The 24,277-nt window shown below is 67.4% G+C and carries 23 protein-coding genes and 2 tRNA genes; 14 read left to right on the forward strand and 11 right to left on the reverse strand.

All coding sequences use genetic code 11. The features are described from left to right. Nucleotides 1-28 precede the first annotated feature (28 nt). Entirely contained in the window at nt 29-1,141 is a 1,113-nt protein-coding gene (locus A3OK_RS0107140; protein WP_019904257.1) for an FAD-binding domain-containing protein, read from the forward strand. 194 nt (nt 1,142-1,335) lie between these two features. Here the strand turns inward: A3OK_RS0107140 and A3OK_RS0107145 are convergent. From A3OK_RS0107145 to queA, 3 genes are all read right to left on the reverse strand, one after another. Beyond that, nucleotides 1,336-1,411: transfer RNA gene (locus A3OK_RS0107145), tRNA-Lys, on the reverse strand. A gap of 85 nt (nt 1,412-1,496) precedes the next feature. Then, complete coding sequence (gene tgt / locus A3OK_RS0107150) at nt 1,497-2,654, reverse strand: tRNA guanosine(34) transglycosylase Tgt (protein WP_019904258.1); 1,158 nt, start codon at nt 2,652-2,654, stop codon at nt 1,497-1,499. Between the two features lie 47 nt (nt 2,655-2,701). Further along, nucleotides 2,702-3,784: a tRNA preQ1(34) S-adenosylmethionine ribosyltransferase-isomerase QueA gene (queA, locus tag A3OK_RS0107155; RefSeq protein WP_019904259.1), complete on the reverse strand. Its 1,083-nt coding sequence runs from the start codon at nt 3,782-3,784 to the stop codon at nt 2,702-2,704. Nucleotides 3,785-4,051: 267 nt separating this feature from the next. Between queA and A3OK_RS22460 the strand changes: the two genes are divergently transcribed. The 3 genes from A3OK_RS22460 (at nt 4,052) to A3OK_RS0107170 (ending at nt 7,258) form a co-directional block, all read left to right on the forward strand. Further along, nucleotides 4,052-4,309 carry a hypothetical protein gene (locus tag A3OK_RS22460; RefSeq protein ID WP_019904260.1) on the forward strand — a complete coding sequence of 86 codons (258 nt, stop codon included), beginning with the start codon at nt 4,052-4,054 and terminating at the stop codon, nt 4,307-4,309. A 135-nt stretch (nt 4,310-4,444) separates the two neighbouring features. Then, a complete protein-coding gene (locus A3OK_RS0107165; RefSeq protein ID WP_019904261.1) occupies nt 4,445-5,332 on the forward strand; it encodes a cation diffusion facilitator family transporter in 888 nt (295 codons plus the stop codon). A 117-nt stretch (nt 5,333-5,449) separates the two neighbouring features. After that, a complete protein-coding gene (locus tag A3OK_RS0107170; protein ID WP_019904262.1) occupies nt 5,450-7,258 on the forward strand; it encodes a M10 family metallopeptidase C-terminal domain-containing protein in 1,809 nt (602 codons plus the stop codon). Between the two features lie 92 nt (nt 7,259-7,350). On the opposite strand, the gene A3OK_RS0107175 is transcribed toward A3OK_RS0107170, so the two are convergent. Next, nucleotides 7,351-8,529 (reverse strand): PepSY-associated TM helix domain-containing protein, encoded by a 1,179-nt coding sequence (locus A3OK_RS0107175; RefSeq protein WP_019904263.1) that lies wholly within the window; start codon nt 8,527-8,529, stop codon nt 7,351-7,353. Nucleotides 8,530-8,633: 104 nt separating this feature from the next. Continuing rightward, nucleotides 8,634-9,359, reverse strand: coding sequence for a lipoyl(octanoyl) transferase LipB (gene lipB / locus A3OK_RS0107180; protein ID WP_019904264.1), 726 nt, complete (start codon nt 9,357-9,359; stop codon nt 8,634-8,636). Nucleotides 9,360-9,427: 68 nt separating this feature from the next. On the opposite strand from lipB, the gene A3OK_RS0107185 reads away from it, so the two are divergent. Together A3OK_RS0107185 and A3OK_RS0107190 are read left to right on the forward strand one after the other, a co-directional pair. After that, a complete protein-coding gene (locus tag A3OK_RS0107185; protein WP_019904265.1) occupies nt 9,428-9,733 on the forward strand; it encodes a FliM/FliN family flagellar motor switch protein in 306 nt (101 codons plus the stop codon). 114 nt (nt 9,734-9,847) lie between these two features. After that, a tRNA-Leu gene (locus tag A3OK_RS0107190) sits at nt 9,848-9,932 on the forward strand. Between the two features lie 2 nt (nt 9,933-9,934). Here A3OK_RS0107190 and A3OK_RS23930 read toward each other — a convergent pair. Continuing rightward, nucleotides 9,935-10,264 carry a hypothetical protein gene (locus A3OK_RS23930; RefSeq protein ID WP_155911972.1) on the reverse strand — a complete coding sequence of 110 codons (330 nt, stop codon included), beginning with the start codon at nt 10,262-10,264 and terminating at the stop codon, nt 9,935-9,937. Nucleotides 10,265-10,473: 209 nt separating this feature from the next. Here A3OK_RS23930 and A3OK_RS0107195 point away from each other — a divergent pair, with 209 nt between their 5' ends. Next, a complete protein-coding gene (locus A3OK_RS0107195; RefSeq protein ID WP_026597019.1) occupies nt 10,474-11,658 on the forward strand; it encodes a calcium-binding protein in 1,185 nt (394 codons plus the stop codon). Nucleotides 11,659-11,884: 226 nt separating this feature from the next. On the opposite strand, the gene A3OK_RS0107200 is transcribed toward A3OK_RS0107195, so the two are convergent. From A3OK_RS0107200 to A3OK_RS0107215, 4 genes are all read right to left on the reverse strand, one after another. Further along, on the reverse strand, nt 11,885-12,499 hold the full coding sequence (locus A3OK_RS0107200; RefSeq protein ID WP_019904267.1) for a PRC-barrel domain-containing protein: 615 nt from the start codon (nt 12,497-12,499) through the stop codon (nt 11,885-11,887). 103 nt (nt 12,500-12,602) lie between these two features. Then, entirely contained in the window at nt 12,603-13,283 is a 681-nt protein-coding gene (locus A3OK_RS22465) for a cation transporter (RefSeq protein ID WP_019904268.1), read from the reverse strand. Between the two features lie 124 nt (nt 13,284-13,407). Then, on the reverse strand, nt 13,408-13,599 hold the full coding sequence (locus A3OK_RS0107210) for a hypothetical protein (protein ID WP_019904269.1): 192 nt from the start codon (nt 13,597-13,599) through the stop codon (nt 13,408-13,410). A 78-nt stretch (nt 13,600-13,677) separates the two neighbouring features. Continuing rightward, complete coding sequence (locus tag A3OK_RS0107215) at nt 13,678-14,304, reverse strand: GNAT family N-acetyltransferase (protein ID WP_019904270.1); 627 nt, start codon at nt 14,302-14,304, stop codon at nt 13,678-13,680. A gap of 323 nt (nt 14,305-14,627) precedes the next feature. On the opposite strand from A3OK_RS0107215, the gene A3OK_RS0107220 reads away from it, so the two are divergent. The 6 genes from A3OK_RS0107220 (at nt 14,628) to A3OK_RS0107245 (ending at nt 20,197) form a co-directional block, all read left to right on the forward strand. Beyond that, a complete protein-coding gene (locus A3OK_RS0107220; protein WP_019904271.1) occupies nt 14,628-15,545 on the forward strand; it encodes a branched-chain amino acid ABC transporter permease in 918 nt (305 codons plus the stop codon). A gap of 1 nt (nt 15,546) precedes the next feature. After that, on the forward strand, nt 15,547-16,908 hold the full coding sequence (gene livM / locus A3OK_RS0107225) for a high-affinity branched-chain amino acid ABC transporter permease LivM (protein ID WP_019904272.1): 1,362 nt from the start codon (nt 15,547-15,549) through the stop codon (nt 16,906-16,908). Between the two features lie 104 nt (nt 16,909-17,012). Further along, the gene (locus tag A3OK_RS0107230) at nt 17,013-17,831 is read left to right on the forward strand and encodes an ATP-binding cassette domain-containing protein (protein ID WP_051092985.1); all 819 of its coding nucleotides are present in this window, start codon (nt 17,013-17,015) and stop codon (nt 17,829-17,831) included. After that, nucleotides 17,828-18,628 carry an ABC transporter ATP-binding protein gene (locus tag A3OK_RS0107235; RefSeq protein ID WP_019904274.1) on the forward strand — a complete coding sequence of 267 codons (801 nt, stop codon included), beginning with the start codon at nt 17,828-17,830 and terminating at the stop codon, nt 18,626-18,628. Before A3OK_RS0107230 ends, A3OK_RS0107235 begins: the two co-directional genes overlap by 4 nt. Then, entirely contained in the window at nt 18,625-18,972 is a 348-nt protein-coding gene (locus A3OK_RS0107240) for a DUF6867 family protein (protein WP_019904275.1), read from the forward strand. Before A3OK_RS0107235 ends, A3OK_RS0107240 begins: the two co-directional genes overlap by 4 nt. A gap of 103 nt (nt 18,973-19,075) precedes the next feature. Continuing rightward, nucleotides 19,076-20,197 carry a branched-chain amino acid ABC transporter substrate-binding protein gene (locus A3OK_RS0107245; protein ID WP_026597021.1) on the forward strand — a complete coding sequence of 374 codons (1,122 nt, stop codon included), beginning with the start codon at nt 19,076-19,078 and terminating at the stop codon, nt 20,195-20,197. 171 nt (nt 20,198-20,368) lie between these two features. Here the strand turns inward: A3OK_RS0107245 and thrS are convergent, their stop codons facing one another. After that, the gene (thrS, locus tag A3OK_RS0107250; protein ID WP_019904277.1) at nt 20,369-22,396 is read right to left on the reverse strand and encodes a threonine--tRNA ligase; all 2,028 of its coding nucleotides are present in this window, start codon (nt 22,394-22,396) and stop codon (nt 20,369-20,371) included. 349 nt (nt 22,397-22,745) lie between these two features. Here thrS and A3OK_RS0107255 point away from each other — a divergent pair, with 349 nt between their 5' ends. Next, a complete protein-coding gene (locus tag A3OK_RS0107255; RefSeq protein WP_019904278.1) occupies nt 22,746-24,104 on the forward strand; it encodes a 2-hydroxycarboxylate transporter family protein in 1,359 nt (452 codons plus the stop codon). Nucleotides 24,105-24,277: the final 173 nt, after the last annotated feature.

Here is a 24,277-nt window from a genome sequence, read left to right on the forward strand (position 1 = left end):
GCTCCCGGCGATGGATCGGATCTTTCCCATGACCCGGGCCGCCGGGCTCGAACGCCTCGCCGCCTTCCTCGAAGAGGGAGGAGCGAGTTATGCCGCAGCCCGCAATGTCGACCTCGGGCCCGAAGCGCGTCCCACGACCTCGGTGCTGTCGCCCTACCTGCGTCGGCGCCTGATCACCGAGGCCGAGGTCGTCGCTGCGGCCGTCTCCGCCTTCGGCGACGAGGGGGCCGAGAAGTTCGTGAGTGAAGTGTTCTGGCGGACCTACTTCAAGGGCCATCTGGAGACCCATCCCACGGCCTGGACGGAGTATCTCGCGCTCGCCGCCGAGGGTCATCAGCGGCTCGCCGCCGAGGCGGGCCTTCGGCGGACCTATGCGGCGGCGGTCGAGGGGCGGAGCGGCATCGATGGCTTCGATGCCTGGGCCCGCGAACTCGTCGCGACCGGCTGGCTCCACAACCACGCACGCATGTGGTTCGCCTCGATCTGGATCTTCACCCTGCGCCTGCCCTGGGCCCTCGGGGCCGACGTCTTCATGCGCCATCTGGTCGACGGCGATCCGGCCAGTAACACGCTGTCCTGGCGCTGGGTCGCCGGCCTGCATACCCGAGGCAAGCACTACGTCGCCCGCGCCGAGAACATCCGGCGGTACACCACTGGCCGCTTCGACCCGGTCGGCCTCGACGAGTACCCCGATGCCCTCGACGAGCCGATGCCGCCGCGAGAGGTCCCGTTGCCGCCAGCCGACCACGAGCCGGCCGGCGACGTCGCGCTTCTCCTCCATCTCGACGACCTGCACCCGGAGAGCTTGCCCCTCGGCACCGCGAACGTCGTCCGCATCGGCGGCCTCGTCGCTCACGCCGATGGTGCCTCCGACCGGCTCAGGGCCGCGGACGAGGCCGCGATGGCCGATGCCCTGGCGCGAGCGGCTGCCCATTTCGGCTGCCCGGCCGGGCGTGCCGAGAACGGTTGGGCCGGCGACCTGCCGGTCCTGACCGCTTGGGCCACCATCGGCCCATCGGCAATGGCGCTGCCGACGGGGTGCCGGCGCGTCCGGCGGGCCTGGGACGAGAAGGCATGGCCCTCGGCGACGCGCGGCTACTCCCGGATGAGGAAGGCCATCCCGCTGCTCTTGCCGGGCTGATGTGCGGATCTGGGTCTAACAGAGCCATTGCGGCCGCCCAAGCGGCTCTCACCTCGGGACTGAACACCTAGCTCCGGGCAGGTTGTAGGCCACCGTAACACATGGAGTTGTGTCCTACGCTCTGGCAACAAGCGACAGCACTTCCCGTGACAATAAAAAGCCCGCCAAGTCACTGACCGGGCGGGCTAAAATGATGGTGAGCGCGTTGGGGCTCGAACCCAAGACCTACAGATTAAAAGTCCGTTGCTCTACCAGCTGAGCTACGCGCTCGCCTGCCCGCAACGCGATCCCGACCGGAGGTCGGGCCGACCGTTCCGGCAAGCGTGGCTCGCAATAGGGGGTTGGATCGGAGGGGTCAACCGGTGCTGGCGCGCTCGGCCTCGGCGCGGGCCCAGCCCTCGCGGGTCGCGTCGCAGAAATCGGCGAGGCCGCCTGCCGCGATCGCCGCGCGCATCCCCGCCATCAGGTCCTGGTAATAGGACAGGTTGTTCCAGGTCAGCAGCATCATGCCGAGGATCTCGTCCGTCCGCACGAGGTGGTGGAGGTAGGCGCGGGAATAGTCCCTCGCGGCCGGGCAGGACGAGGTCTCGTCGAGCGGCCTCGTATCCTCGCCGTGGCGGGCATTGCGCAGGTTGATCCGGCCGTGGCGGGTATAGGCGAGGCCGTGGCGGCCGGCGCGGGTGGGCATCACGCAGTCGAACATGTCGATCCCGCGCTGGACCGAGCGCATCAGGTCGTCGGGCGTGCCGACACCCATGAGGTAGCGGGGCTTCGAGGCCGGGAGATGCGGTTCCACCGTCTCGATCATCGCCAGCATCACGGCCTGCGGTTCGCCCACGGCGAGGCCGCCGATGGCGTAGCCCTTGAGGTCGAGATCCGCCAATGCCCTGGCGCTCTCCACCCGCAGGTCCGGCAGGTCGCCGCCCTGGACGATCCCGAACATCGCCTTGCCGGGCTGCTCGCCGAACTGGACCCGGCAGCGCTCGGCCCAGCGCAGGGACAGGCGCATGGCGCTCTCGATGGCGGCCCGCTCGGCGGGGAGCCGCACGCATTCGTCGAGCTGCATCTGGATGTCGGAGCCGAGCAGGCCCTGGATCTCGATGGAGCGCTCCGGGCTCATGTGGTGGCTCGATCCGTCCACATGCGAGCGGAAGGTGACGCCCTGCTCGTCGAGTTTCCTCAATGCCGAGAGCGACATCACCTGGAAGCCGCCGGAATCGGTGAGGATCGGGTGCGGCCAGTTCATGAACTGGTGGAGCCCGCCGAGCCGCTCCATGCGCTCGGGGCCGGGGCGCAGCATCAGGTGGTAGGTGTTGCCGAGCACCACGTCGGCGCCGAGCTCGCGGACCTGGCCGGGATACATCGCCTTGACCGTGGCCGCCGTTCCCACCGGCATGAAGGCCGGCGTGCGGATCGTTCCCCGCGGCATCGAGATGGCGCCGGTGCGGGCCTGCCCGTCGGTGGCGTCGACGCGGAAGGTGAAGTCTTTCGGAAGGGCGGCGGTGTCGGACATGGGCGCCTCTTAGCACCGGTTCCGACGCCCGGCACCCGCTGGGATCGTCAGGGAACCGGAAACAGCAGGCTCGAATCCCCGTACGAGTAGAAACGATAGCCGTTCGCGATCGCATGCGCATAGGCGTCGCGCATGGTCTCCAGGCCCGAGAAGGCCGAGACCAGCATGAACAGGGTCGAGCGCGGCAGGTGGAAGTTGGTCATCAGCGCGTCCACCGCGCGGATGCGGGTGCCCGGCGTGATGAAGATCTCGGTGGGGCCGGAAAACGCCCGGAGCCGACCATCCTCGTCGGCCGCGCTCTCCAGGAGGCGCAGCGCGGTGGTCCCCACCGCGACGATGCGGCCGCCCGCCGCCCGCGTTGCGTTGAGGGCATTCGCGGTCTCCTCGTCGAGGATGCCGATCTCGGCATGCATGCGGTGGCCGTCGGTATCGTCGGCCTTGACGGGGAGGAACGTGCCCGCGCCCACATGCAGCGTCACGCTGTGGCGCAGGATGCCGGCGGCGTCGATCTTCGCCAGGAGATCGTCGGAGAAATGCAGGCCCGCCGTGGGGGCGGCGACCGCGCCGGCCTGGCGGGCGTAGACCGTCTGGTAATCCACCGCGTCCTGCGCGTCGGTGGCGCGCTTGCCCGCGATGTAGGGCGGCAGGGGCAATTCGCCGGCCAGCGCGATGGCCTCGTCGAGGGCGGGGCCGGAGAGGTCGAAGCGCAGGACGATCTCGCCACCCTCCCCTTTCTCCGTGATCGTGGCGTCGAGGAGGCCGAGGGCGCAGGCCGCGCCCTCCCCGCTCCGTCCGAAGCTCACCCTGTCCTCGACGGCGAGGCGCTTGCCGGGCCGGGCGAAGGCGCGCCAGCGGTCGGACGCCTCGCGCAGGTGCAGCATCGCCTCCATCCGCAGGCCGGGTGAGCCGGGGCGGTGGCGGATGCCGTGGAGGCGGGCGGGGATCACGCGGGTGTCGTTGAAGACGAGGGCGTCGCCCGGCCGCAGCAGGTCGGCGAGATCGCGCACCGCGCGGTCTTCCAGGGCTTCGCCGGGACGCACCAGCAGCAATCGCCCGGCATCGCGGGGCTGGGGCGGCCGGAGGGCGATGCTCGCCTCGGGCAGATCGAAATCGAAGAGGTCGACGCGCATCGGGCGCCAACAGCACGGTTCCGGCCCTGGGATCAATGGCCCACCCGCACGGCCTTGGCCGGAGCCGGTTCGGTCGGAGCGGATCGTGACGGGTCGTGACACCGGACCGGTGGCGCGAAGGGGCCGAACTGTGCTGGGCCGCAACCGTCGCGCTCGTTCCCTCTTCAATGACACAAGTCGAACATTGTCCAAGCCGAAAACAACCTTGACCACACGCTGGATGATCGGCGAGGTGTTCGGCCAATTTAGGTAGATTCGGTTCGTGCGATGACTGAAAATCTCAAGGCCGATGCGGCCAAGAACAAGATACCCCGGCGCCGGATCACGCTGGATTCGCAGCTGATGTCCTATTGGGACCGCGAGGCCCGGCGTCTCGATACCCTGGCGGCCAATGCCCGCTGGGGCTGGATGGCCCGGACCTACACGCGCAAGGCCGAGCGGGCGCGAGCCCAGGGTGCCCGCAGCTTCGCGCGCGAGGCGGATCGCGGGATCGGCACCGTGCCGGAGGGCGAGAGCGAGACATAGCCGCGACTAAACCCTTCACCGGCGGGTTCAACCTTTGCCGTGGCCTTGTCGGCGCCGATGATCGTATGGGCGGGGCTGCCTCGCGCCTCGCCTTGCCCCGTCATCGATCGGGCCCGTCACGGATTCGCACCAGAGATGGACCGCACCCAGAAAGCCGCCCTCGCGAGCGCCGGAATCGGCACCGTCGTGATGGCGCTGAAATTCGCCGCCTACTGGCTCACCGGCAGCCTCGCGCTCTATTCGGACGCGCTGGAGAGCATCATCAACGTGGCGGCGGCGGCCTTCGCCTTCATCGCCCTGCGCGTGGCCGCGGCGCCCGCCGATGACGACCACCCGTTCGGCCACCACAAGGCCGAGTATTTCTCGGCCGTGATCGAGGGCGCCCTGATCATCGTGGCCGCCATCCTGATCCTGCGCGAATCGTATCACGGCCTCCTCGACCCGAAGCCCCTCGATGCGCCGATGCTGGGCCTTGCCGTCAATGCGGTCGGCACGGCGATCAACGGGGCCTGGGCGATGGTGCTTCTCGGCCGCGGCAAGGCCTGGCGTTCGCCCGCCCTGGTCGCCGATGCCCGCCACGTGATGGCGGACGTGGTCACCTCGGGCGGGGTGATCGCCGGCGTCGCGCTGGTGGCGCTGACCGGAACCCTGATCCTCGATCCGCTCATCGCCGGCCTCGTCGCCCTGAACATCCTGTGGTCGGGCTGGACCATGGTGCGCGATTCGGTGAGCGGCCTCCTCGACAAGGCCGCCCCGGCGGAGATGGTGGCGAAGATCCGGACCCTGATCTCGGACCACGGCGAGGGCGCGCTGGAAGCGCACGACGTGCGCACGCGGCATGCCGGACAGGCGACCTTCATCGACTTCCACCTCGTCGTGCCCGGCGAGATGACGGTGAAGGATTCGCACGACATCTGCGACCGGCTGGAGAGCGCCATCGAGGGCGCCATCGAGGGCGCCGTCGTCGTCATCCACGTGGAGCCGGCCGAGCACGCCAAGGGACGTGGCGTGCCGGTCGTTTGAGGCGACCGGAGCCGCGCGCGGTCGTCCGCCTGTCATCCATCCCCTCTAGCGTCCGCCACGCTTCGAGGAATCGACGTCCGCCATCCGGCCGACGTTCACGGATCGGGATGAGACAGCATGACCGCCTATTCGGTTGCCGCCGGCACGACACAATCCGCCCGGCTGACATTGGCGGCTGCCGATACGCTCCAGGTCGACGGCACGCTCTCGGTGTTAGGCAACACGCAGTCGGTGCGCTTCACGACCGCCCCGGACGGCGCAGAGATCCGCAATGACGGCCTGATCGAGAACACCGCCTCGGGCGGCCGCGCCATCCGCTTCGAGAGCGGCGTCGGCGCGACGCTGAGCGCAACCCTGGACAATGGCGGCGATATCCTGTCCGTCGACGACGCCGTGCAGATCCAGGCGGGGAGCGTCGCTGCCGGCACCCTGACGATCACCAATGCGGCCGGTTCCAGCATCGTCTCCAACCAGGGCCAGGCGCTCGACCTCGCCTCGACCACGGGCGACTTCCTGGCCGATATCGACAATGACGGATCGCTGCTGTCGCTCGTCTCCGACGGCCTGCGCATCGGCGCCACGCTCGATCTCGGCAATGCCGGCACGATCCAGGGCGGCTCCGCGTCCGGCTATGTCCAAGGCGCCGACGGCATCCAGTTGGAAGACAACGCGAGCGGGACGATCCGCAACATGGGGGGCGGCGCCATCCTCGGCGACCGTCACGGCATCAACATGGGCGAGGGCAGCCTCGCCACGGTGACGAACGAAGCCGGGGCCAGCATCATCGGCGGCAACGGTTCGGGCATCGGCTCGGACGGCACCGCGACCGTCGTCAATTATGGAATCATCACGGGGTCCTTCGCGGATGCGGCCGGCTCCGACGTCAACGGATCGACGCCGGGGGTCGAGGATGGCGGCGGGCCGGACGGCGTCAACGACGGCGACGGCGACGGAATCGACATCGATTTCCGGGCGACGATCGAGAACCACGGCGTCATCCGCGGCCTGGGTGCCGGCGGGACCGGCTCGGACGGGTTGCCCAACACCGCCGAAGGCATCGCGGCGGGCGGCGGCGAGATCACGAATGTCTCCGGTGCGCGCATCTACGGCGCCGGCCTCGGCATCCTGATCGACGACAGTTCGCAGGGGAACGCGCCGTTCCTGACGACGATCGAGAATGCGGGGCTCATCCAGGGCGGATCGGGCATCGCCATCAAGATCGTCAGCGAACTCGACGACACGATCGTCAATTCGGGCCGCATCCTGAGCGGCGGCGGCACGGCCATCCAGTTCGGGTCCGGCGACAACACGCTCGGTCTCGAGACCGGCTCGTCCATCCGCGGCACGAGTCTGGGCGGCGACGGCACCGATACCCTGGACTACTCGGATTACGGCTCCTCGGCGCGCGTTCTCCTCGACGGCGGCAGGGCCACGGGGACGGGCGGAATCTCCGGCTTCGAGATCGTGAAAGGCTCGGCTTTCGCGGATTCCGTCAGGGGCGATGCGGGCGAGAACCAGGTCCTCGGCGGTGCCGGCGACGACCGGCTGTTCGGCGGCGGTGGCGACGACACCCTGACCGGCGGTGCAGGGACGGACGTGCTGCGCGGCGATGGCGGCGCCGACAGCTTCGTCTTCGATGTCCTCCCACCCGCCGGCGAGAAGGACCGGATCGTCGATTTCAGCCATGGCGAGGATACCCTCGCCTTCGATTCGAGCACCTTCACGGCTTTGTCCGGCGGCACCCTGTCGAACGATGCCTTCGCCCTCGGCACCGCGACCACGGTCGACCAGCGCATCATCTACGACAGCGCCAAGGGCAATCTCTCCTACGATGCCGACGGTTCGGGCACGGCCCACGAGGCCGTTCTGATCGCGACGCTCCTCGGCAAGCCGGTGCTCGCAGCTTCGGACGTGCTGGTGGTGTGAATCCTGGCGAGGTCGGTTCGGTCGAGGCCGGTGTGGTCCCGTGATCGATGCAGGCGCCGGTGCCTCGATCCGCGCGATTCCCGATCCGTGGTTCAGGCGCCGATCGTTCTCGCGTCGACAGGGGCCTGCGCCATCGTCCTGCGCCGCCGGGCACCGCGACGCAGGCCGTAGAGGACGAGGCCGGTGACCGCGAAGAGCGGCATCGACAGGGCGGCAGTGAAGAACAGGAACGCGACGATCCCGCCGAAGAAGCGTCCGCGATGCACTTCCAGCATGTTCTCGGCCATCTGGCGGCCGAGGGGCTTGTCCGCGAAACGGGCCTGCGAGAGGCGGGCGCCGGTCACGGGGTCGAACGTCATCTCGTCGCGCGCTTTCGGCAGGTCCGAGGCGGTGGCGAGGAAGCGGATGCGGATCGTCGCGAGGTCCGGCCCCGGAAGCGCGATGAGGGCCATATGGGCGCCGGCCCCCTCCCCGGCGCTGAAGGCCGCCCAGGCCGCGTCGAGGGCCGTGGCGCTCGCCTGTGCGGCGGGGCTCGGGGGGCGGCCCGGCTTGGCGGCGCGGATCTCGCCCGTGAGCAGCCAGGTCGCGGCGGTCCTGTAGGCGTCGTAGGACCACCACAACCCGGTCAGGGCGATGGCGGCGTAGAGCGGCAGGAGCCAGGTCCCGGCGATGCCGTGCAGAGACCACCAGCGCGGCCGGCCGGGCCGCTTGAGGGAGGGTTTCAGCCAGATCCGCCAGGAGTGGATCCTGGGCCAGCGCAGGGTGAGCCCCGTCGCCAGGAGCACGAGCAGGGCGATGGTGCAAAGACCGGTGATGCTGCGGCCCCAGCCCTTGCCGTCACCCGGCAGGAGCAGCCAGCGATGCAGCTTGCGAATGGTGGCGAAGGCGTCCTCGAGCCGCATCTCGCCGAGTTCCCGCCCATCGACGGGGTCGAGATAGACCGTGGGCGGCCTCGCCTCCAGCTTGGGATCGCTGACGAAGCGGATGCGCGGGCTCCGCTCGGGATCGCCCCAGAGCGTGAGGGAATTGATCGTGAGGCCCGGCCGCTGCGCCTCGATCCGCGCCTTCAGGGCGGAGGGCGACAGGCGGGGGGCGGGGCTCACGGTGACGAAGGCGCGGTCGACATTCGCCCATTCCGTCACCGCCTCCTCGTAGCTCAGCAATGCGCCGGTCACGCCGACGAGGGCCAGGACGAGACCGGCCGTGAGGCCGAGCAGCCAATGGACGCGGAACAGGACGGTGCGGACGGTCATGGTGGTGCGGACGATCATGGCGGCGCCCTACCAGACCGGTCGTGCCGTGACGATTGTCGGAAACGGCATGGCCTCATGTCATCACGACACGTCGGCGCGCGCCATGTGCGTCGCGCCGGCGATCACGCCTCGGCCTCGGTCTCCCCGAAGATCGCCTCGAACGAGGCACGCAGTGCCATGTCCACCTCCGGCAGGGTGACGATCTGGCCGAGATCGACGAGGCTCGTCACCCCGTGGCCGCTGATGCCGCAGGGCACGATGCCGGTGAAATGAGACAGGTCGGGTTCGACGTTGAGGCTGATGCCGTGGAAGCTCACCCAGCGCCGCACGCGGATGCCGATCGCCGCGATCTTGTCCTCCACACCCTCCCCCTTCTCGGGCCGGCGCACCCAGACGCCGACACGATCCTCGCGCCGCTCGCCGCGCACGTTGAAGGCACTGAGCGTGGCGATGATCCAGGCCTCCAGGGCGGAGACGTAGGCGCGCAGGTCCGGTCTGCGCCGGTTGAGGTCGAGCATCACATAGGCCACCCGCTGGCCCGGCCCATGATAGGTATATTGCCCGCCCCGTCCCGTGGCATGGACCGGGAAACGGTCCGGCTCGACGAGGTCGGCCGCCTTCGCCGAGGTTCCCGCGGTGTAGAGCGGCGGGTGTTCGAGCAGCCAGACCATCTCCGGAGCCTTCCCGCTCGCGATCCCGGCGGCATGCGCCTCCATCGCGGCGACGGCCTCGTCGTAGGGGACGGGCGTGTCACTGATCCGCCACAGGACCGGCCTTGTGCCGGACCTCGGCCGGAAATCGACCGTCGAAACGGAGAGACGGTCGGTGACGGCGGGGTCGTTTACCAAGGCTTCACCTTATTTCAGGAACACTCCGCCGATGCAGGCCCCGGACGGGTCGAAGGAGTTCGTGGCGCGTGGCGGTTCTCGAAGACCTGAAGGTCGATCTCTCGGTGGTGCTCGGGCGCAGCCACATGCCGCTCCACATGCTGCTGCGCATGGGACGCGGTGCCGTGATCGAACTCGAATCCACCGAGACCGATATGGTCGAGATTCTCGCCAACGACCACCCGATCGCGCGTGGCCAGATCGTGGTGACCGGAAACCGGATCTCGGTGGAGATCACCGAGCTGATCCGCAAGGCGGAAGTCGTGCGCATTCCCGGCGTCACCATCGGCGACGGCGCCGTTCCGATCCTCGACGGGCCGGTCGATCTCATCTGAGTCGCATGACGGCGCTTGTCGTGGCGGAATCGATCTGTTATCCGCTGCGCCGCGCCACACGAAACGCCCGCACCGCCCTCCGGCGGAGATCGCGGCGTACCGAGTGGTACCGATGCGGCCATGGCGGAATTGGTAGACGCGCTAGCTTGAGGTGCTAGTCCTGCAAGGGGTGGAGGTTCGAGTCCTCTTGGCCGCACCAACTCATTCGAGTTGTTGTTTCCCCGGCGTCAGAGCGGTCCAGGCCTTCGGGCCGGCTGTGTTTTTTGCAAAATCTTTAGCAAGCGACGTTCGCTCCGCGTTTCTACGGTGAGCGTTCAGCGTCACGATCGCGCTCTGCGCCAAGGCCCAAGTGCGGGCCAGAGACAGCTCCAAATTTTGTTCACGGATGCCAGCGTGTGGTCGGTGACCGTCGCGATGTCCTGCGGCGTTCATCCGGCCTCCACCGGCATGGCCGGTCCGCGCCTCATAGGCGGTTTGCTCTTCGACGATCGGGAGCGGGTTCGTTTCGTTTCGGGCCGGATCCTGCGGCAACGACCGGCGATCCGGCACATGTCCCCTGGCTCCGCGGACGCCTTCTCCGCATCGTCCCACTCGCCTCCGACGTAGGATTCCACAAATATTCGCTGTTTCAAGTTTTGCGCTCGTGTTTCGTAACTGAATTTCAATCCTGATTATTCTAAATGCCGCAGACCGATCACGGATATGCATCGGATGAATCATATCATATAGGATATGCGATCATGGCTTCGGTATCGTTTACTTATCACGCCGATTACGATCCTGGCGATACCGTTGTCTTGGATCAAAACGCACTGAATATTAACTCCAGTCCGAGCGTTTCTATTACGATCGGTCCGTTTTTCATGGATCGATTCGTCCTGAACAACTCGGGATTTTATCAGGCCTCCGGTGCCTATTTTACCGACGCCCAGCACCTGGACGTCGATCTGTTCGGTCCCATTCCAAAGACCATCACCGGGACCGAATATTCCATATCTGCCGATCTGTCGGACAACACCGGCGTCGTCTATCTGACGGGCGGTACTTTCGGCGACGTTTTGCGCGCGGGCTCGAATGCTGACACGGTGAATGGTGGCGACGGGAACGACGTTCTGGAAGGCGGGGCGGGCGCCGATATTATCAATGGTGGCAACGGGTTCAACACCGCGAGCTATGACCGTTCCGCGTCCGGTGTCACCGTCGATCTCACCACCGGCGACACCACCGGCGGAGACGCCGCAGGCGATGCCCTCACCCAGATCCAGAAGCTCGTCGGCAGCGCACACGCGGACAGCCTGACCGGTGACAATCTCGACAACACGCTCGTCGGCAACGGTGGCGGCGATGCGCTATATGGCATGGACGGTCACGACCGCCTGGTCATCACCGATGCACCGGCGTTCATCGATGGCGGTACCGGCAAGGACCTTCTCTTCGTCACGGGCGGCGGCACGGTGAGCCTCGCCGAGGCCGCGTTCACCGGCATCGAGACCGTCTACGTCCGCAACGACACGACGCTGGACATGTCCGCGGTCGAGACCGGCTCGAAGATCGTCTCGCAGTCGACGAACGGCCATCATGTGGAGATCATCGGCACGTCCGGCAGCGATCGCATCCAGGCCGGCAAGGGTGGCGACACCATCGAAGGCGGTGCAGGGGGTGACAAGCTGTTCGCCGGCGCGGGCGCCGACACCTTCCATTTCGAGACGGGCTTCGGCCGCGACAACATTTACAACTTCGTCGCCGGGACCGACCGGTTCGATGTGTCCGCCCTCGTCGACAGTTTCGATCAGATCGAGTTCACCACGCTCGCCAGCGGCACCCTCATCACGTTCGCCGGAGCGGAGGCCGGCACCAAGATCATCCTTCACGACGTTGCCGCGTCCTCACTTCATGCGGACGATTTCGGGTTCCTGAGCATTTGACGCATCGCCCTGGCCTGGGTCATGGGCCGGCGGGGGATCGCCTCCACGCTGATGGGCGTGAGTCGGGCTGAGCAGGTGACCGACAACGTCGCCGCGCTCGATGTCGACTTGTCGGCCGAGCATCGCACCCCCGCGCATGCTCCACACCCTGTTCACGCCGGCCCTGCGACGGCAGGTCGTGTTCGGAGGTCGATCGGTCCGGAGGCTGAGCGACTGAGCCTCGGCCTCACGGCGCCTTCTGCGTCGGGTAGGTGAAGGTCGGCGCGGCCTGCAGGTCCGCCTTGGTCTGGCGGATCTCCGCCTCGATGGGCTCGCCGATCTGGATGGTCGCCGGCCCCTTCGTGGCATCGGTCGTGATGGCCGGTCCCGCCGGTCCCGTCGCCTGGCCGGTGTCGCCGGTGGTCTCCGCGTTGAGCACGGCGTCGCCGGACTTGGCGCCCGGCATGGTCTCCGGCGTCACCTTGGCCGCCTGGGCTTCCGAGGGAGCATCCTTCGGCTTGACGATGGACGGGTCCGGCGCCTGCCCCGCCTTCGCGTCGGTGTTCCACGCCATCTGGTCGAACGGGACCGCGATCCGCTTGCCTCCGACTCCGAGGAAGCCGCCGACATCGATCACCACGGCCTGGATGCGGCCGTTCCCGTCCATCATCACATCCTCGATCGTGCCGACCTTGACGTGGTCCTGTCCGACCACGCGCAGTCCGATAACCTTGGATGCCTTGAAGCTGCCGAGAGGCGCCTGAGTGAGGAAAGCGGATTTGCCGCCCTGGGCATCCTGCGCGAGAGCCGGCGCCGCCGCGACGGCGAGGATGAGCGCAAGGGTACGGACCAGTGCCGGCATGTCGGTTCTTCCAATCGATCGGGAACGATCTACCGGACCTCAACACATGCGGGCGGCCCCTGGTTCATCCCGGCCCGGCCCTTACCCGGACCGCTACGGCCGTTCAGGACCCTGAGCGGAACACCCGCGCGACGGCGGCGCGCTCCGGCAGCGCGGCGCGGATATCCGGCCAGGATGTCCGCAGGACGGTGTAGGCGGCCTGGAACGAGAAGATGACCGCGATCAGGTCCAGCGCGTATTCTGGCCAGCGCACCGGGGCGAGATGCGCGAAGACGCTCAGACCCGAGGTGAGGAGGGCGGCGACGGCGTCGTTGCGCGCATTCAGCCATGTCGCCTTGATCAGAGGGTTCTCGTCGTCGCGGAAACGCATCAGCGCCGCCATCGCGAGGCAGGAGACCGCGGTGGCGACACCGTTCGAGGTGACGACCTCCTCCATGCTCTCCACGGTGGAATTCTGCACTTCCGTCCAGAAATCGATCAGGCCGTCGATTCCGGTGGCGGCGAGGAGGCCGCCGATGACGAGGGCCGACAGGCTCTCGATCCTGGCCCCACGCCCGAACACCGAGGCCGCGACCACGTTGAGCGCGATGTCGTATCCGAACCCGCTCGCATCCTTGATCAGGTCGGCGGATCCGATCACGTGCGCCCATAGCGCTTCGCAGAGCGCGAAGGCCAGGGTGCCGGCCGCGATGATCCAGACCGTGCGCCGATAGCCGATCGCGGCGGCATCCTCGGCGGATACCGTCCGGGTCGGCGAAGTCTCGGGATGATCCGGCTGACTCATCGAAAACGTCTCGGGGGGCGACGAACCCTGTCGCCCTGACCTGTACCAGACCGCCGCGTCGGGGCCGAAATGAGGCGGTCCCTGAATTCGGTGTCGTCCCCCCTGTGCTTTCAGTCGTTGCGCTTCAGTTGCTGCGCGTCGGCTGGTGTTCGGTTTCGGCGGCCTTCGCCATGGCGACTCCGATCTCGAACAACAGGAGATCGATCAATTGCCGCATCACAGACGTGCCCGATTCGTCGATGACTTTCCGCGCTGCGATGCAATGTCCCGCCAAGATGTCGAGACTTTCGTTCCCGTCGATGACCGGTGCGTACATGATGTCAGGCCCTTGTTTTTCTATTGTCGAAGAGCGCCGTCTTCGAAGGGTTTCGAGCGTCTGCCGAGCAGACTTCGCTCAAGCCGCGAGATACTCGTATGACGTGGGTGCGAGCACGGATTCCGCGTTGCCGCTGACGCCGCGCAGCCGCGCCAGGGTGCGCTCGTCGAATTCCGCCGTCGCCGCGATGATGTCCTCGCCGCTGATCGCGTGCGGCAGGCCGAGCGGGCGGGCGCGGAAATGAAGCTGCACCACGTGCAGAAGGTAGAGTGTCGGCATCTGCAGCACGAGCCGGTTCACGCCGTGGCTCATCCCCCATTCGACGATGCCGGTGAGAAGGGCGAGGGAGACCGGGTTGACCACCTTGCCCCGTGCCCGGTGCGAGCGCGCCACGGCTTGGCGCGTCCATTCCCAGGTATCGCTGCCGCGCGGGAGATCGCCCTCACAAAGTTGAGGCATGATGTCCGATAGAAGATGAGGCCGCGTCGTCGGCAGAAGCCGGCTATAGCCGATGACCTTGCCGTCCTCGATCGCCAGAAAATGGATGGCGTGCGGCGTATCGAATTGATCGATCTCGCGGCTGTCAGCCTTGGCGAGGTCGGACCAGCCTTTCTCCGTCACGAAGACGTCATGGCGCAGGCGCCATGCCTGTTCCATCTCGTCGCGATACTTGGCTTCATTGGCGGGTGTGATAATATGGATCATGCCGGCCTCTCGTTATCCGGCTTGTTTCTGGCAGGGCACGGTCAGCTTGCGTACTACGGGAATCCGTAGGGGCGATGGTTGGCGTTTCCAAGCGGCGTTGCTTCAGGAGCGGATCCATCTCCCCGTGCCGGCCGGGTGCTCATGAGCCGCGTCCTGTGATGGCGCCTCGGAATCCCTTCGGACCGTGGCGTTTACCGCATTGACCCCGGAGCGTTCTTGCGGACACTCCCCTCGCCCGCGCACCACTCGCCCAAGCGTGGCGGCGGGCAAGCTCGGGGCATTCCCGCGCGGCCATCTGGCATGCCATTCGCGAAAGCCCATCGATGGAATTCTTCGCCCAGCAATTCATCAACGGCCTGACCCTCGGGTCGATCTACGGCCTGATCGCCATCGGCTACACGATGGTCTTCGGCATCATCGGCATGGTGAATTTCGCCCACGGCGACGTGTTCATGGTCTCGGCCTTCATCGCGCTCATCGCCTTCCTCATCCTCACCACCTGGCTCGGCCTGTCCTCGGTGGCTTTGGTCTTCCTCATCGTCCTCGTCGTCGCCATGGCGCTGACGTCCCTGTGGGGATGGGCGATCGAACGGGTCGCCTACCGGCCCCTGCGCGGCTCGTTCCGCCTCGCGCCGCTGATCTCGGCGATCGGCGTGTCGATCTTCCTGTCGAACTTCGTCCAGGTGGTGCAGGGCGCGCGCAACAAGCCGGTCCCTCCCCTCGTCCGCGACGTGATCGTCCTCTACGAGAACGAGCAGTACACGGTGACCCTGTCCTACAAGCAGGCGATCATCATGATCACGACGGCCGTGCTGCTGGCCGGCTTCTGGTACCTGGTGCAAAAAACGCCGTTCGGCCGCGCCCAGCGCGCGGTGGAACAGGACCGGCGCATGGCGGCGCTGCTCGGCATCAACGTCGACCGCACGATCTCCCTGACCTTCGTCCTCGGCGCGGCGCTGGCCGCGGTCGCGGGCACGCTCTACCTGCTCTATTACGGCGTGGTCTCGTTCTCGGACGGGTTCGTGCCCGGCGTGAAGGCCTTCACCGCCGCCGTGCTCGGCGGTATCGGCTCCCTGCCGGGGGCGGTCATCGGCGGCATCATCATCGGTTTGATCGAGACGTTCTGGTCGGCCTATTTCTCCATCGAGTACAAGGATGTGGCCGCTTTCCTCATCCTCATCGTCGTGCTCATCTTCAAGCCTTCGGGCATTCTCGGCCGGCCCGAAGTGGAGAAGGTCTGACGTGGCATCCGGTTCGACGACCCCCATCGCCGCAGGAGCCGCGAGCGTGCGCGCCGAGGCCTCCGTGCTCCCCGGCCTGATCAAGGATGCGGCGCTGTTCGCCCTGGTGACGCTGGGCCTCTGCGTGCCCATCGTCAGCTACCGCACCGATCTCGGCCAGGGCATCGGCCTCGTCATCACCAGCCGCTGGGGCACCGTCGCCGCGCTGTGCGGCGCGATCTTCGTCCTGCGCTTGCTGCAGCAGCTCTACCTCACCGGCCGGACGCGCCGGCGTGCCGCGCAAGCGCCGGTCGCGGAAGGAGCGAGCCGCCTCGCCGCCATCCTCTCCCCCCTCACCCTCGGGCTCGCCCTCACCCTGCCCCTGCTCGCCGCTCTCGGCACCGGTTCTCTCGGCGAAGGTCGCTACTGGATCGATCTCGGCATCCTGATCCTGACCTACGTCATGCTCGGATGGGGCCTCAACATCGTGGTCGGCCTCGCGGGACTCCTCGACCTCGGCTACGTCGCCTTCTACGCGGTGGGGGCCTATTCCTACGCCCTGCTCTCCACGGTGTTCGGCCTGTCCTTCTGGGTCTGCCTGCCGATGGCCGGCCTGTTCGCCGCCGCCTTCGGCGTGCTGCTGGGCTTTCCCGTGCTTCGGCTTCGCGGCGATTACCTCGCCATCGTGACGCTCGCCTTCGGTGAGATCATCCGCCTCGTCCTCATTAACTGGACCGATTTCTCGGGCGGGGCCGCCGGCATCTCCTCGATCCCGCGCGTCAGCTTCTTCGGCCTGCCCTTCACGGCGGGGGAGAACGGCTTCGCTGCGACCTTCGGGCTCGCCTTCAACCCGATGCACCGGCTGGTCTTCCTGTATTACCTGATCCTGATCCTGGCGCTGATCACCAACCTCGTGACCCTGCGCATGCGCCGCCTGCCCCTGGGCCGCGCCTGGGAGGCCCTGCGCGAGGACGAGATCGCCTGCCGCTCACTCGGCATCGACACCACCATCACCAAGCTCACCGCCTTCGCGCTGGGAGCGATGTTCGCGGGCTTCGCCGGCTCGTTCTTCGCCGTGCGCCAGGCCTTCGTCTCGCCGGAGAGCTTCAACTTCCTGGAGAGCGCCATCATCCTCGCCATCGTCGTGCTCGGCGGCATGGGCAGCCAGATCGGCGTCGCCATCGCCGCCATCGTCATGGTCGGAGGCCCCGAACTCCTGCGCAACCTCGGCTTCCTGAAGGCGGTGTTCGGCGAGGGGTTCGACCCGAGCGAGTACCGCCTGCTGCTGTTCGGCCTCGCCATGGTGGCGATGATGGTGTTCCGCCCGCGCGGCCTCATCTCCGAGCGAACGCCTTCCGTCACGATCGCGGAGCGCGGCCGATGACCCTCGCCACGGGCATGAACCGGCTCGCCACCGTGCAGGACGCTCCCGCCGCCGCGATCCCCGGCGGGCCGGCGGATCCGGTCCTCGTCGTCGATCACCTGACCATGCGGTTCGGTGGCCTCACCGCCGTCAACGACCTCTCGTTCAAGGTCGGACGCGGCGACATCACCGCCCTGATCGGCCCCAACGGCGCCGGCAAGACCACGGTCTTCAACTGCATCACGGGTTTCTACAAGCCGACCGAGGGCATGATCCGCCTGGTGCAGAAGGGCGGCGAGACCTACCTGCTCGAGCGCCTGCCCGGCCACGACGTCAACCGGCTCGCCCGCGTCGCCCGCACCTTCCAGAACATCCGCCTGTTCCCGCGCATGACCGTGCTGGAGAACCTGCTGGTGGCCATGCACAAGCCGCTGATGCGCGCCTCCGGCTTCAGCATCCTCGGCATCCTCGGGCTGCCGGCCTATCGCAGCGCGGAGAAGGCGGGGATCGAGAAGGCGGCGGCCTGGCTCGACCGGATCGGCCTCACGGCGCGGGCCGACGATGCCGCCGGCGACCTGCCCTACGGCGACCAGCGCCGCCTGGAGATCGCGCGCGCCATGTGCACCGATCCGGTTCTGCTCTGCCTCGACGAGCCGGCCGCCGGGCTCAACCCGCGCGAATCCGCCGAGCTCAACACCCTGCTGCGCCTGATCCGCGACGAGTACGACACCTCGGTCCTGCTCATCGAACACGACATGTCGGTGGTGATGAAGATCTCCGACCGGATCGTGGTGCTCGATTACGGCACCAAGATCGCCGACGGCACGCCCGACGACATCCGCACCGACACCCGCGTGATCGCGGCCTATCTCGGCGTCGACGACGAGGAGGTGGCGGCGGTGGAGGCCGAAGTCGGCCTGACCCATGCGGAGGCCCAACCATGAGCGTCGCCGGCATCAACGTCCTCGTGGAGGAGACCCGCGCCCTGCAGGCAGAGCAGGCCCGAGCCTCCCAGCCCAAGGCTCCCCTCCTCGATGTGCGCGGCGTCTCCGCCTATTACGGCAGCATCCAGGCCCTCAAGGGCGTCGATCTCCATGTCGACGAGGGCGAGATCGTCGCCCTGATCGGCGCCAACGGCGCCGGCAAGTCGACGCTGATGATGACGATCTTCGGCCAGCCGCAGGCGCGCACCGGCAGCATCACCTATGCCGGCCGCGACATCACCCGGATGGCCACCCACGAGATCGCGCGGCTCAACATCGCCCAGTCGCCGGAGGGCCGGCGCATCTTCTCGCGGATGAGCGTGCGCGAGAACCTGCAGATGGGCGCCGCCGTCCATGGCGGACGGCATTTCGCGGAAGATCTGGAGCGCATGTGCGTCCTGTTCCCGCGCCTGAAGGAGCGGCTCGACCAGCGCGGCGGCACCATGTCGGGCGGCGAACAGCAGATGCTCGCCATCGCCCGCGCGCTGATGAGCCGCCCGAAGCTCCTGATGCTCGACGAGCCGTCGCTCGGGCTCGCGCCGCTCATCGTCAAGCAGATCTTCTCGGCGGTGCGCGAACTCAACGAGCGCGAGGGCCTCACCGTCTTCATCGTCGAGCAGAACGCCTATCACGCTCTCAAGCTCGCCCATCGCGGCTACGTCATGGTGACGGGCGCGGTGACGATGAGCGGCACCGGGCGCGAACTCCTCGACGACCCGCAGGTGAAGGCGGCCTATCTCGAAGGGGGCCAGCATTGACCGAGACCCTGTCCCTCGACACGCCCAATCTCGGCATTTTCCTCCTCGTCACATTGGCGATGGGCGGGGGTGCCGCCTGGATGGCCGGAAGCAGTTTCGCCAGGGGCTGGCGTCCATTCTGGCATTGCGTGCTGGCGAGCCTCGCCATCGCCGCCGTCTCGCGCTTTCTCCACTACGCCCTGTTCTCGGGGACGCTTCTGTCGGTGCCCGGCTACGCGCTCGACGCGGCCGTGGCCCTCGCCATCGGGGCGCTGGGCTACCGCGTCACCCGCACCCGGCAGATGACGACCCAGTATCGCTGGCTCTACGAGCGGACCGGCCCTCTCACCTGGCGCGAGCGCTGATCTTGCGCGTCGGACCGGGGACGTGAGCCCGACACATCTTCGTGTAACCATGCGCCCTGCGGGCAAGGTTCGACACCGCGGCGCTTCTGAAGGGGAAATGACCATGAAGAACGGAATGGCAGTAGGCGTGGCCCTCGGGGCGCTGATGCTGGCAAGCGCCGCCCAGGCCGAGATCAAGATCGGCGTGGTCGTCCCCGTGACCGGTCCCAACGCCGCCTTCGGCGCGCAGATCAAGACCGGCGCGACCCAGGCCATCGCCGACATCAACAAGGCCGGCGGCGTCAATGGCGAGAAGCTCGTGATGACGGTGGGCGACGACGCCTCCGATCCGAAACAGGGCGTCTCGGTGGCCAACAAGTTCGCCTCCGAGGGCGTGAAAGCCGTCGTCGGCGCGTTCAATTCCGGTGTCTCGATCCCGGTCTCCGACGTGCTTCAGGAAGCCGGCATCATCGAGATCAGCCCGGCCTCGACGGCGATCAAGTATACCGAGCGCGGCAACTGGAACACGTTCCGCACCTGCGGCCGCGACGACCAGCAGGGCGGTGTCGCCGGCGCCTACCTCGCCGACAAGTTCAAGGGCAAGAAGATCGCCTTCGTCCACGACAAGACGCCCTATGGACGCGGCCTCGCCGACGAGACCCTGAAGGCGCTGAAGGCCAAGGGCGGCACCAACGTCATCTTCGAGGGCATCAATCCCGGCGAGAAGGACTTCTCCTCCCTCGTCTCGAAGCTGAAACAGGCCGGCGTCGACGTGATCTATTTCGGCGGCCTCTACACGGAAGCGGGCCTGCTCATCCGCCAGATGCGCGACCAGGGCCTCAATGCCCCGCTCATGGGCGGTGACGGCATCGCCGACCGCGAGTTCTCTCAGGTCGGCGGTCCGGGTTCCGACGGCACCCTGATGACCTTCTCGCCCGACGCCCGCAAGAACCCGAAGGCCAAGGCCACGATCGACGCCTTCAAGGCCATCAACTTCGACCCCGAGGGCTACACCCTCTATTCCTACGCCGCCGTCCAGATCCTGAAACAGGCGATGGAGGCGACCAAGTCCAGCGACGGGCAGAAGATCGCCACCTACATGCAGCAGGGCAAGCCGTTCGACACCGTGATCGGCGACATCTCCTACGACAAGAAGGGCGACATCACCCGGCCGGATTACGTGATGTACGTCTGGAAGAAGGGCGCCGACGGCGCGATCAACTACGCCGGCAACGAAGTGCCGTAGGTCTTCGGAGGGCGGCGCCGACGACCGCGCCGCCCAGCGGTATCTTCTTCCGGCTCACCGCCCCATCCCGAGGCGCCGCAGCGAAGCGCTCCTTCGAGGCCCGTTCGAGCGGGCATCTCAGGATGAGGTCTTCGTTCCCGGCCAAGCCAGCCCGACCAAGTCAGACCGGCCTTACGGCGTCGGGCTCTCCCCGTGCTGCCCGTCCAGCGCCACGTCGGCGCTAGGCACGCTCTCTTGCACCGCCTGCGCCCGGCGGATGTCCGGCGAGGTCGCCTCGGCGACGAGGTCCGCGATCGTCGCGTCGAGGGAGGCCGTGCGGGTCTGCTGGCTGCCCAGCCGGCGGATCGAGACGGTGCGCTCCTCGCCCTCCTTGCGGCCGACCACGAGCATCACCGGCACCTTGGCGAGGGAATGCTCGCGGACCTTGTAGTTGATCTTCTCGTTGCGCAGATCCGCCTCGACCCGCAGCCCCACGCGGTCGAGCGCCGCCACCACCTCGCGGGCATACCCGTCCGCGTCCTGCGTGATCGTCGCCACCACCACCTGCACCGGCGCCAGCCAGAGCGGGAAATGGCCGGCGAAATGCTCGATCAGGATGCCGGTGAAGCGCTCCAGCGAGCCGCAGATCGCCCGGTGCACCATCACCGGCGCCTTCTTCTGGCTCTCGGCATCGACGTAGAACGCGCCGAAGCGCTCGGGCAGGTTGAAATCCACCTGCGTCGTGCCGCATTGCCAGTCGCGGCCGATGGCGTCGCGCAGCACGTACTCGAATTTCGGCCCGTAGAAGGCGCCCTCGCCCGGGTTGATCTCGGTGCGGATGCGGCCGGCCGACTGCTCCTCGATCTGTGCGAGGACGCGGGTCATCACCTCCTCGGCATGGTCCCACAGGGCATCCGACCCGACCCGCTTCTCGGGGCGGGTGGAGAGCTTCACCACGATGTCGCCGAAGCCGAAATCATCGTAGGTCGAGAGGATCAGGTCGTTGATCTTCAGGCACTCGGCGGCGAGCTGGTCCTCGGTGCAGAAGACGTGCGCGTCGTCCTGGGTGAAGCCGCGCACCCGCATCAGTCCGTGCATGGCGCCCGACGCCTCGTAGCGATGGACGATGCCGAATTCTGCCATGCGCAGAGGCAGATCGCGGTAGGACTTCAGGCCGTGCTTGAAGATCATCACGTGGCCGGGGCAGTTCATCGGCTTCAGCGCGAACCAGCGCTTGTCCTCGGCCTCGTCCCCGGCGGACTGGGCCGCGAACATGTTCTCGCGGTACCAGTCCCAGTGGCCGGAGGTCTCCCACAGCGACTTGTCGAGGATCTGCGGAGCGTTCACCTCGGCGTAATCGCCCTTCAGGCGCCGGCGCATATAGGCGATCAGCTCCTGGAAGATGGTCCAGCCCTTGGCGTGCCAGAACACGACGCCGGGGCCCTCCTCCTGGAAGTGGAAGAGGTCCATCTCGCGGCCCAAGCGCCGGTGGTCGCGGCGCTCGGCCTCCTCCAGGCGATGGAGATAGGCGTCGAGCTCTTCCTTTGTGGCCCAGGCGGTGCCGTAGATGCGGGTCAGCATCGGATTGTTGGAATCGCCGCGCCAATAGGCGCCGGCCACCTTCATCAGCTTGAAGGCGCTGCCGACCTTGCCGGTGGAGGTCATGTGCGGGCCACGGCAGAGGTCGAACCACTCGCCCTGGCGGTAGATGTTCAGGTCCTCGCCGGGCGGGATCGCGTCGACCAGCTCGACCTTGTACTTCTCGTCCTTCGCCTCGAAGAGCGCCCGCACGTCGTCGCGCTTCCACACCTCCTTGGTGAAGGGGGCGTCGCGGGCGATGAGCTCGCGCATCTTCGCCTCGATCTTGGGGAAGTCCTCGGGCGTGAACGGCTGGTCCCGGGCGAAATCGTAGTAGAACCCGTTCTCGATCACCGGACCGATGGTGACCTGCGTCTCCGGCCACAGGGACTGCACGGCCTCCGCCAGGACGTGGGCGCAATCGTGCCGGATCAGCTCGAGGCTGCGCGGGTCGGAGCGGTCGAGGAACTCGATGCGCACGTCGCCGTCGATCAGGTCGTCGAGGTCACGGACGGTGCCGTCGAGCGCCATCGCCACGGTGCGCTTGGCGAGGCTCTTGGCGATGCCCTCCACGACGGTACGGCCGGTCACCGCGGCGTCGTAGCTGCGGGTATTGCCGTCGGGGAATGTCAGAATGGGCATCGCGATCGGGTCTCCTGAGGCTCACTCCTGCGAACGAGGCAGGTAAGCCGATATGGGTTTGAGGCGCTACGCGGCGTCGCCGCGTGCGGCGCGGTTTAGACCGTTTCGCAGGCGGATGAAATCCGGGGACTGCGCGTGTGATCGATCGTGGCGCTGCCGGCCCTCCGCCTGACGATCCGGTGAAAGTGATACCCCCCGCAATTGACAAGGCGCGGTCGCGAATTGCCCATTGCCGCCACACGGCCTCGGGGGTGAGGGATGGGGGCGCTCGCGCCGACACGCTCCGCTCCATGAAAGGCCGACGAGAAAGGCCGGCGTCTGGCGCGACCGGGCTTACGGGAGAACCTTCATGTCGAGCCCCGGCACCGTTTCCGCCGAATCCGCTCCGGCGGCCAATCCGCCCGCGCGCCGGTTCTGGCCGCAGGGCTGGTGGCGGCTCGTCGACTTCAAGATCGGCATCATCCCGCTGCCGGTCTACGTCATCCTCGTGGGCCTCCTCGTCGTCCTCACCTCGGAGGGTGAGATCAAGCCCGACGCGCCGACAATGATCGCGGTGCTGGTGCTGGGCGGCTTCACCTGCGCCGAGATCGGCAAGCGCCTGCCCGTCCTGCGGCAGATCGGGGCGGGCGCGATCTTCGCGACCTTCATTCCCTCGGCGCTGGTCTATTACATGCTGATCCCGACGCCGATCGTGAAGGCGATCACGGATTTCACCAAGTTCACCAACTTCCTCTACCTCTACATCGCCACCATCATCGTCGGCAGCATCCTCGGCATGGACCGCGAGGTCCTGATCAAGGGCTTCGTCAAGATCTTCGTGCCGCTGGCGGCCGGCTCCGTGGTCGCGGCCTGCGTCGGCACGCTCGTCGGCACCCTGCTCGGCCTCGGCGCCTACAACACATTCTTCTTCCTCGTCGTGCCGATCATGGCCGGCGGCGTCGGCGAGGGCGCGATCCCGCTCTCCATCGGCTACGCGGCGATCCTCGGTCAGACCCAGGGCGACGTCTTCGCGCAGGTCCTGCCCCCGGTCATGCTCGGCAGCCTCACCGCGATCGTGCTCGCCGGCACCCTCAACGCGGTGGGGAAGAAGATGCCCCATCTCACCGGCGAGGGCCGCCTGCAGCCGGACCGGGACAACGACGTCACCGCCGCCAAGGTCGAGGACATTCCGGTGGATGCGGCGACCGTCGGGGCGGCCGCCCTCACCGCGGTGACGCTCTACCTGCTCGGCGTGATGTGCCATCACCTCACCGGCCTGCCCGCGCCCGTGGCGATGCTGTTCCTCGCCGTGCTCGCCAAGCTCGGCAGCGCCGTCTCGCCGCGCCTCCAGGCCGGCGGCTTCGTCGCCTACAAGTTCGTGCAGATCAGCATGACATACCCGCTGCTCTTCGCCGTCGGCGTGGCGATGACGCCCTGGGACAAGCTGGTGGCGGCGTTCACGCTGGCGAACCTCATCACCATCGTGGCCACCGTGGTCACGCTGATGGCCACCGGCTTCGTGGTCGGGCGGCGGCTCGGCATGTATCCGATCGAGACGGCCATCGTGAATGCCTGCCATAGCGGCCAGGGCGGCACCGGCGATGTGGCGATCCTGACGGCGGCCAACCGCATGGCCCTGATGCCCTTCGCCCAGATCGCCACCCGCATCGGCGGCGCCCTCACCGTCACCGGGACGCTGGTGGTGATGCGCTGGCTCACCACCGGCTGAACCTGACGGGCCACGGCACCGGCCGGACGATAAATCCGGTGATGGGACTGCCGGAATGTCCCGGGAAATTCAGGTTAGGCCGTATCCGAGGCGTCCTTACGCAATCAATCTTAAGATATCTCGGATGAGATCACGGTGGCCTCGACATTTAAGGCCAGCCTGATCTTGCCGGT

This window comes from Methylobacterium sp. 77, assembly GCF_000372825.1.
Lineage (GTDB): Bacteria > Pseudomonadota > Alphaproteobacteria > Rhizobiales > Beijerinckiaceae > Methylobacterium.

What these genes read in the sequence shown, in the direction of transcription:
- A3OK_RS0107200 (WP_019904267.1), bottom strand. Translation starts at nt 12,499, where the DNA reads ATGCCGGCACTGGTCCGTACCCTTGCGCTCATCCTCGCCGTCGCGGCG.
- A3OK_RS0107210 (WP_019904269.1), bottom strand. Translation starts at nt 13,599, where the DNA reads ATGTACGCACCGGTCATCGACGGGAACGAAAGTCTCGACATCTTGGCG.
- A3OK_RS0107220 (WP_019904271.1), top strand. Translation starts at nt 14,628, where the DNA reads ATGGAATTCTTCGCCCAGCAATTCATCAACGGCCTGACCCTCGGGTCG.
- A3OK_RS0107215 (WP_019904270.1), bottom strand. Translation starts at nt 14,304, where the DNA reads ATGATCCATATTATCACACCCGCCAATGAAGCCAAGTATCGCGACGAG.
- A3OK_RS0107195 (WP_026597019.1), top strand. Translation starts at nt 10,474, where the DNA reads ATGGCTTCGGTATCGTTTACTTATCACGCCGATTACGATCCTGGCGAT.
- A3OK_RS0107175 (WP_019904263.1), bottom strand. Translation starts at nt 8,529, where the DNA reads ATGATCGTCCGCACCACCATGACCGTCCGCACCGTCCTGTTCCGCGTC.
- A3OK_RS0107170 (WP_019904262.1), top strand. Translation starts at nt 5,450, where the DNA reads ATGACCGCCTATTCGGTTGCCGCCGGCACGACACAATCCGCCCGGCTG.
- A3OK_RS22465 (WP_019904268.1), bottom strand. Translation starts at nt 13,283, where the DNA reads ATGAGTCAGCCGGATCATCCCGAGACTTCGCCGACCCGGACGGTATCC.
- A3OK_RS0107255 (WP_019904278.1), top strand. Translation starts at nt 22,746, where the DNA reads ATGTCGAGCCCCGGCACCGTTTCCGCCGAATCCGCTCCGGCGGCCAAT.
- A3OK_RS0107230 (WP_051092985.1), top strand. Translation starts at nt 17,013, where the DNA reads ATGCGGTTCGGTGGCCTCACCGCCGTCAACGACCTCTCGTTCAAGGTC.
- A3OK_RS0107165 (WP_019904261.1), top strand. Translation starts at nt 4,445, where the DNA reads ATGGACCGCACCCAGAAAGCCGCCCTCGCGAGCGCCGGAATCGGCACC.
- thrS (WP_019904277.1), bottom strand. Translation starts at nt 22,396, where the DNA reads ATGCCCATTCTGACATTCCCCGACGGCAATACCCGCAGCTACGACGCC.
- queA (WP_019904259.1), bottom strand. Translation starts at nt 3,784, where the DNA reads ATGCGCGTCGACCTCTTCGATTTCGATCTGCCCGAGGCGAGCATCGCC.
- A3OK_RS0107140 (WP_019904257.1), top strand. Translation starts at nt 29, where the DNA reads ATGACCCGGGCCGCCGGGCTCGAACGCCTCGCCGCCTTCCTCGAAGAG.
- A3OK_RS0107245 (WP_026597021.1), top strand. Translation starts at nt 19,076, where the DNA reads ATGAAGAACGGAATGGCAGTAGGCGTGGCCCTCGGGGCGCTGATGCTG.
- tgt (WP_019904258.1), bottom strand. Translation starts at nt 2,654, where the DNA reads ATGTCCGACACCGCCGCCCTTCCGAAAGACTTCACCTTCCGCGTCGAC.
- A3OK_RS22460 (WP_019904260.1), top strand. Translation starts at nt 4,052, where the DNA reads ATGACTGAAAATCTCAAGGCCGATGCGGCCAAGAACAAGATACCCCGG.
- A3OK_RS0107235 (WP_019904274.1), top strand. Translation starts at nt 17,828, where the DNA reads ATGAGCGTCGCCGGCATCAACGTCCTCGTGGAGGAGACCCGCGCCCTG.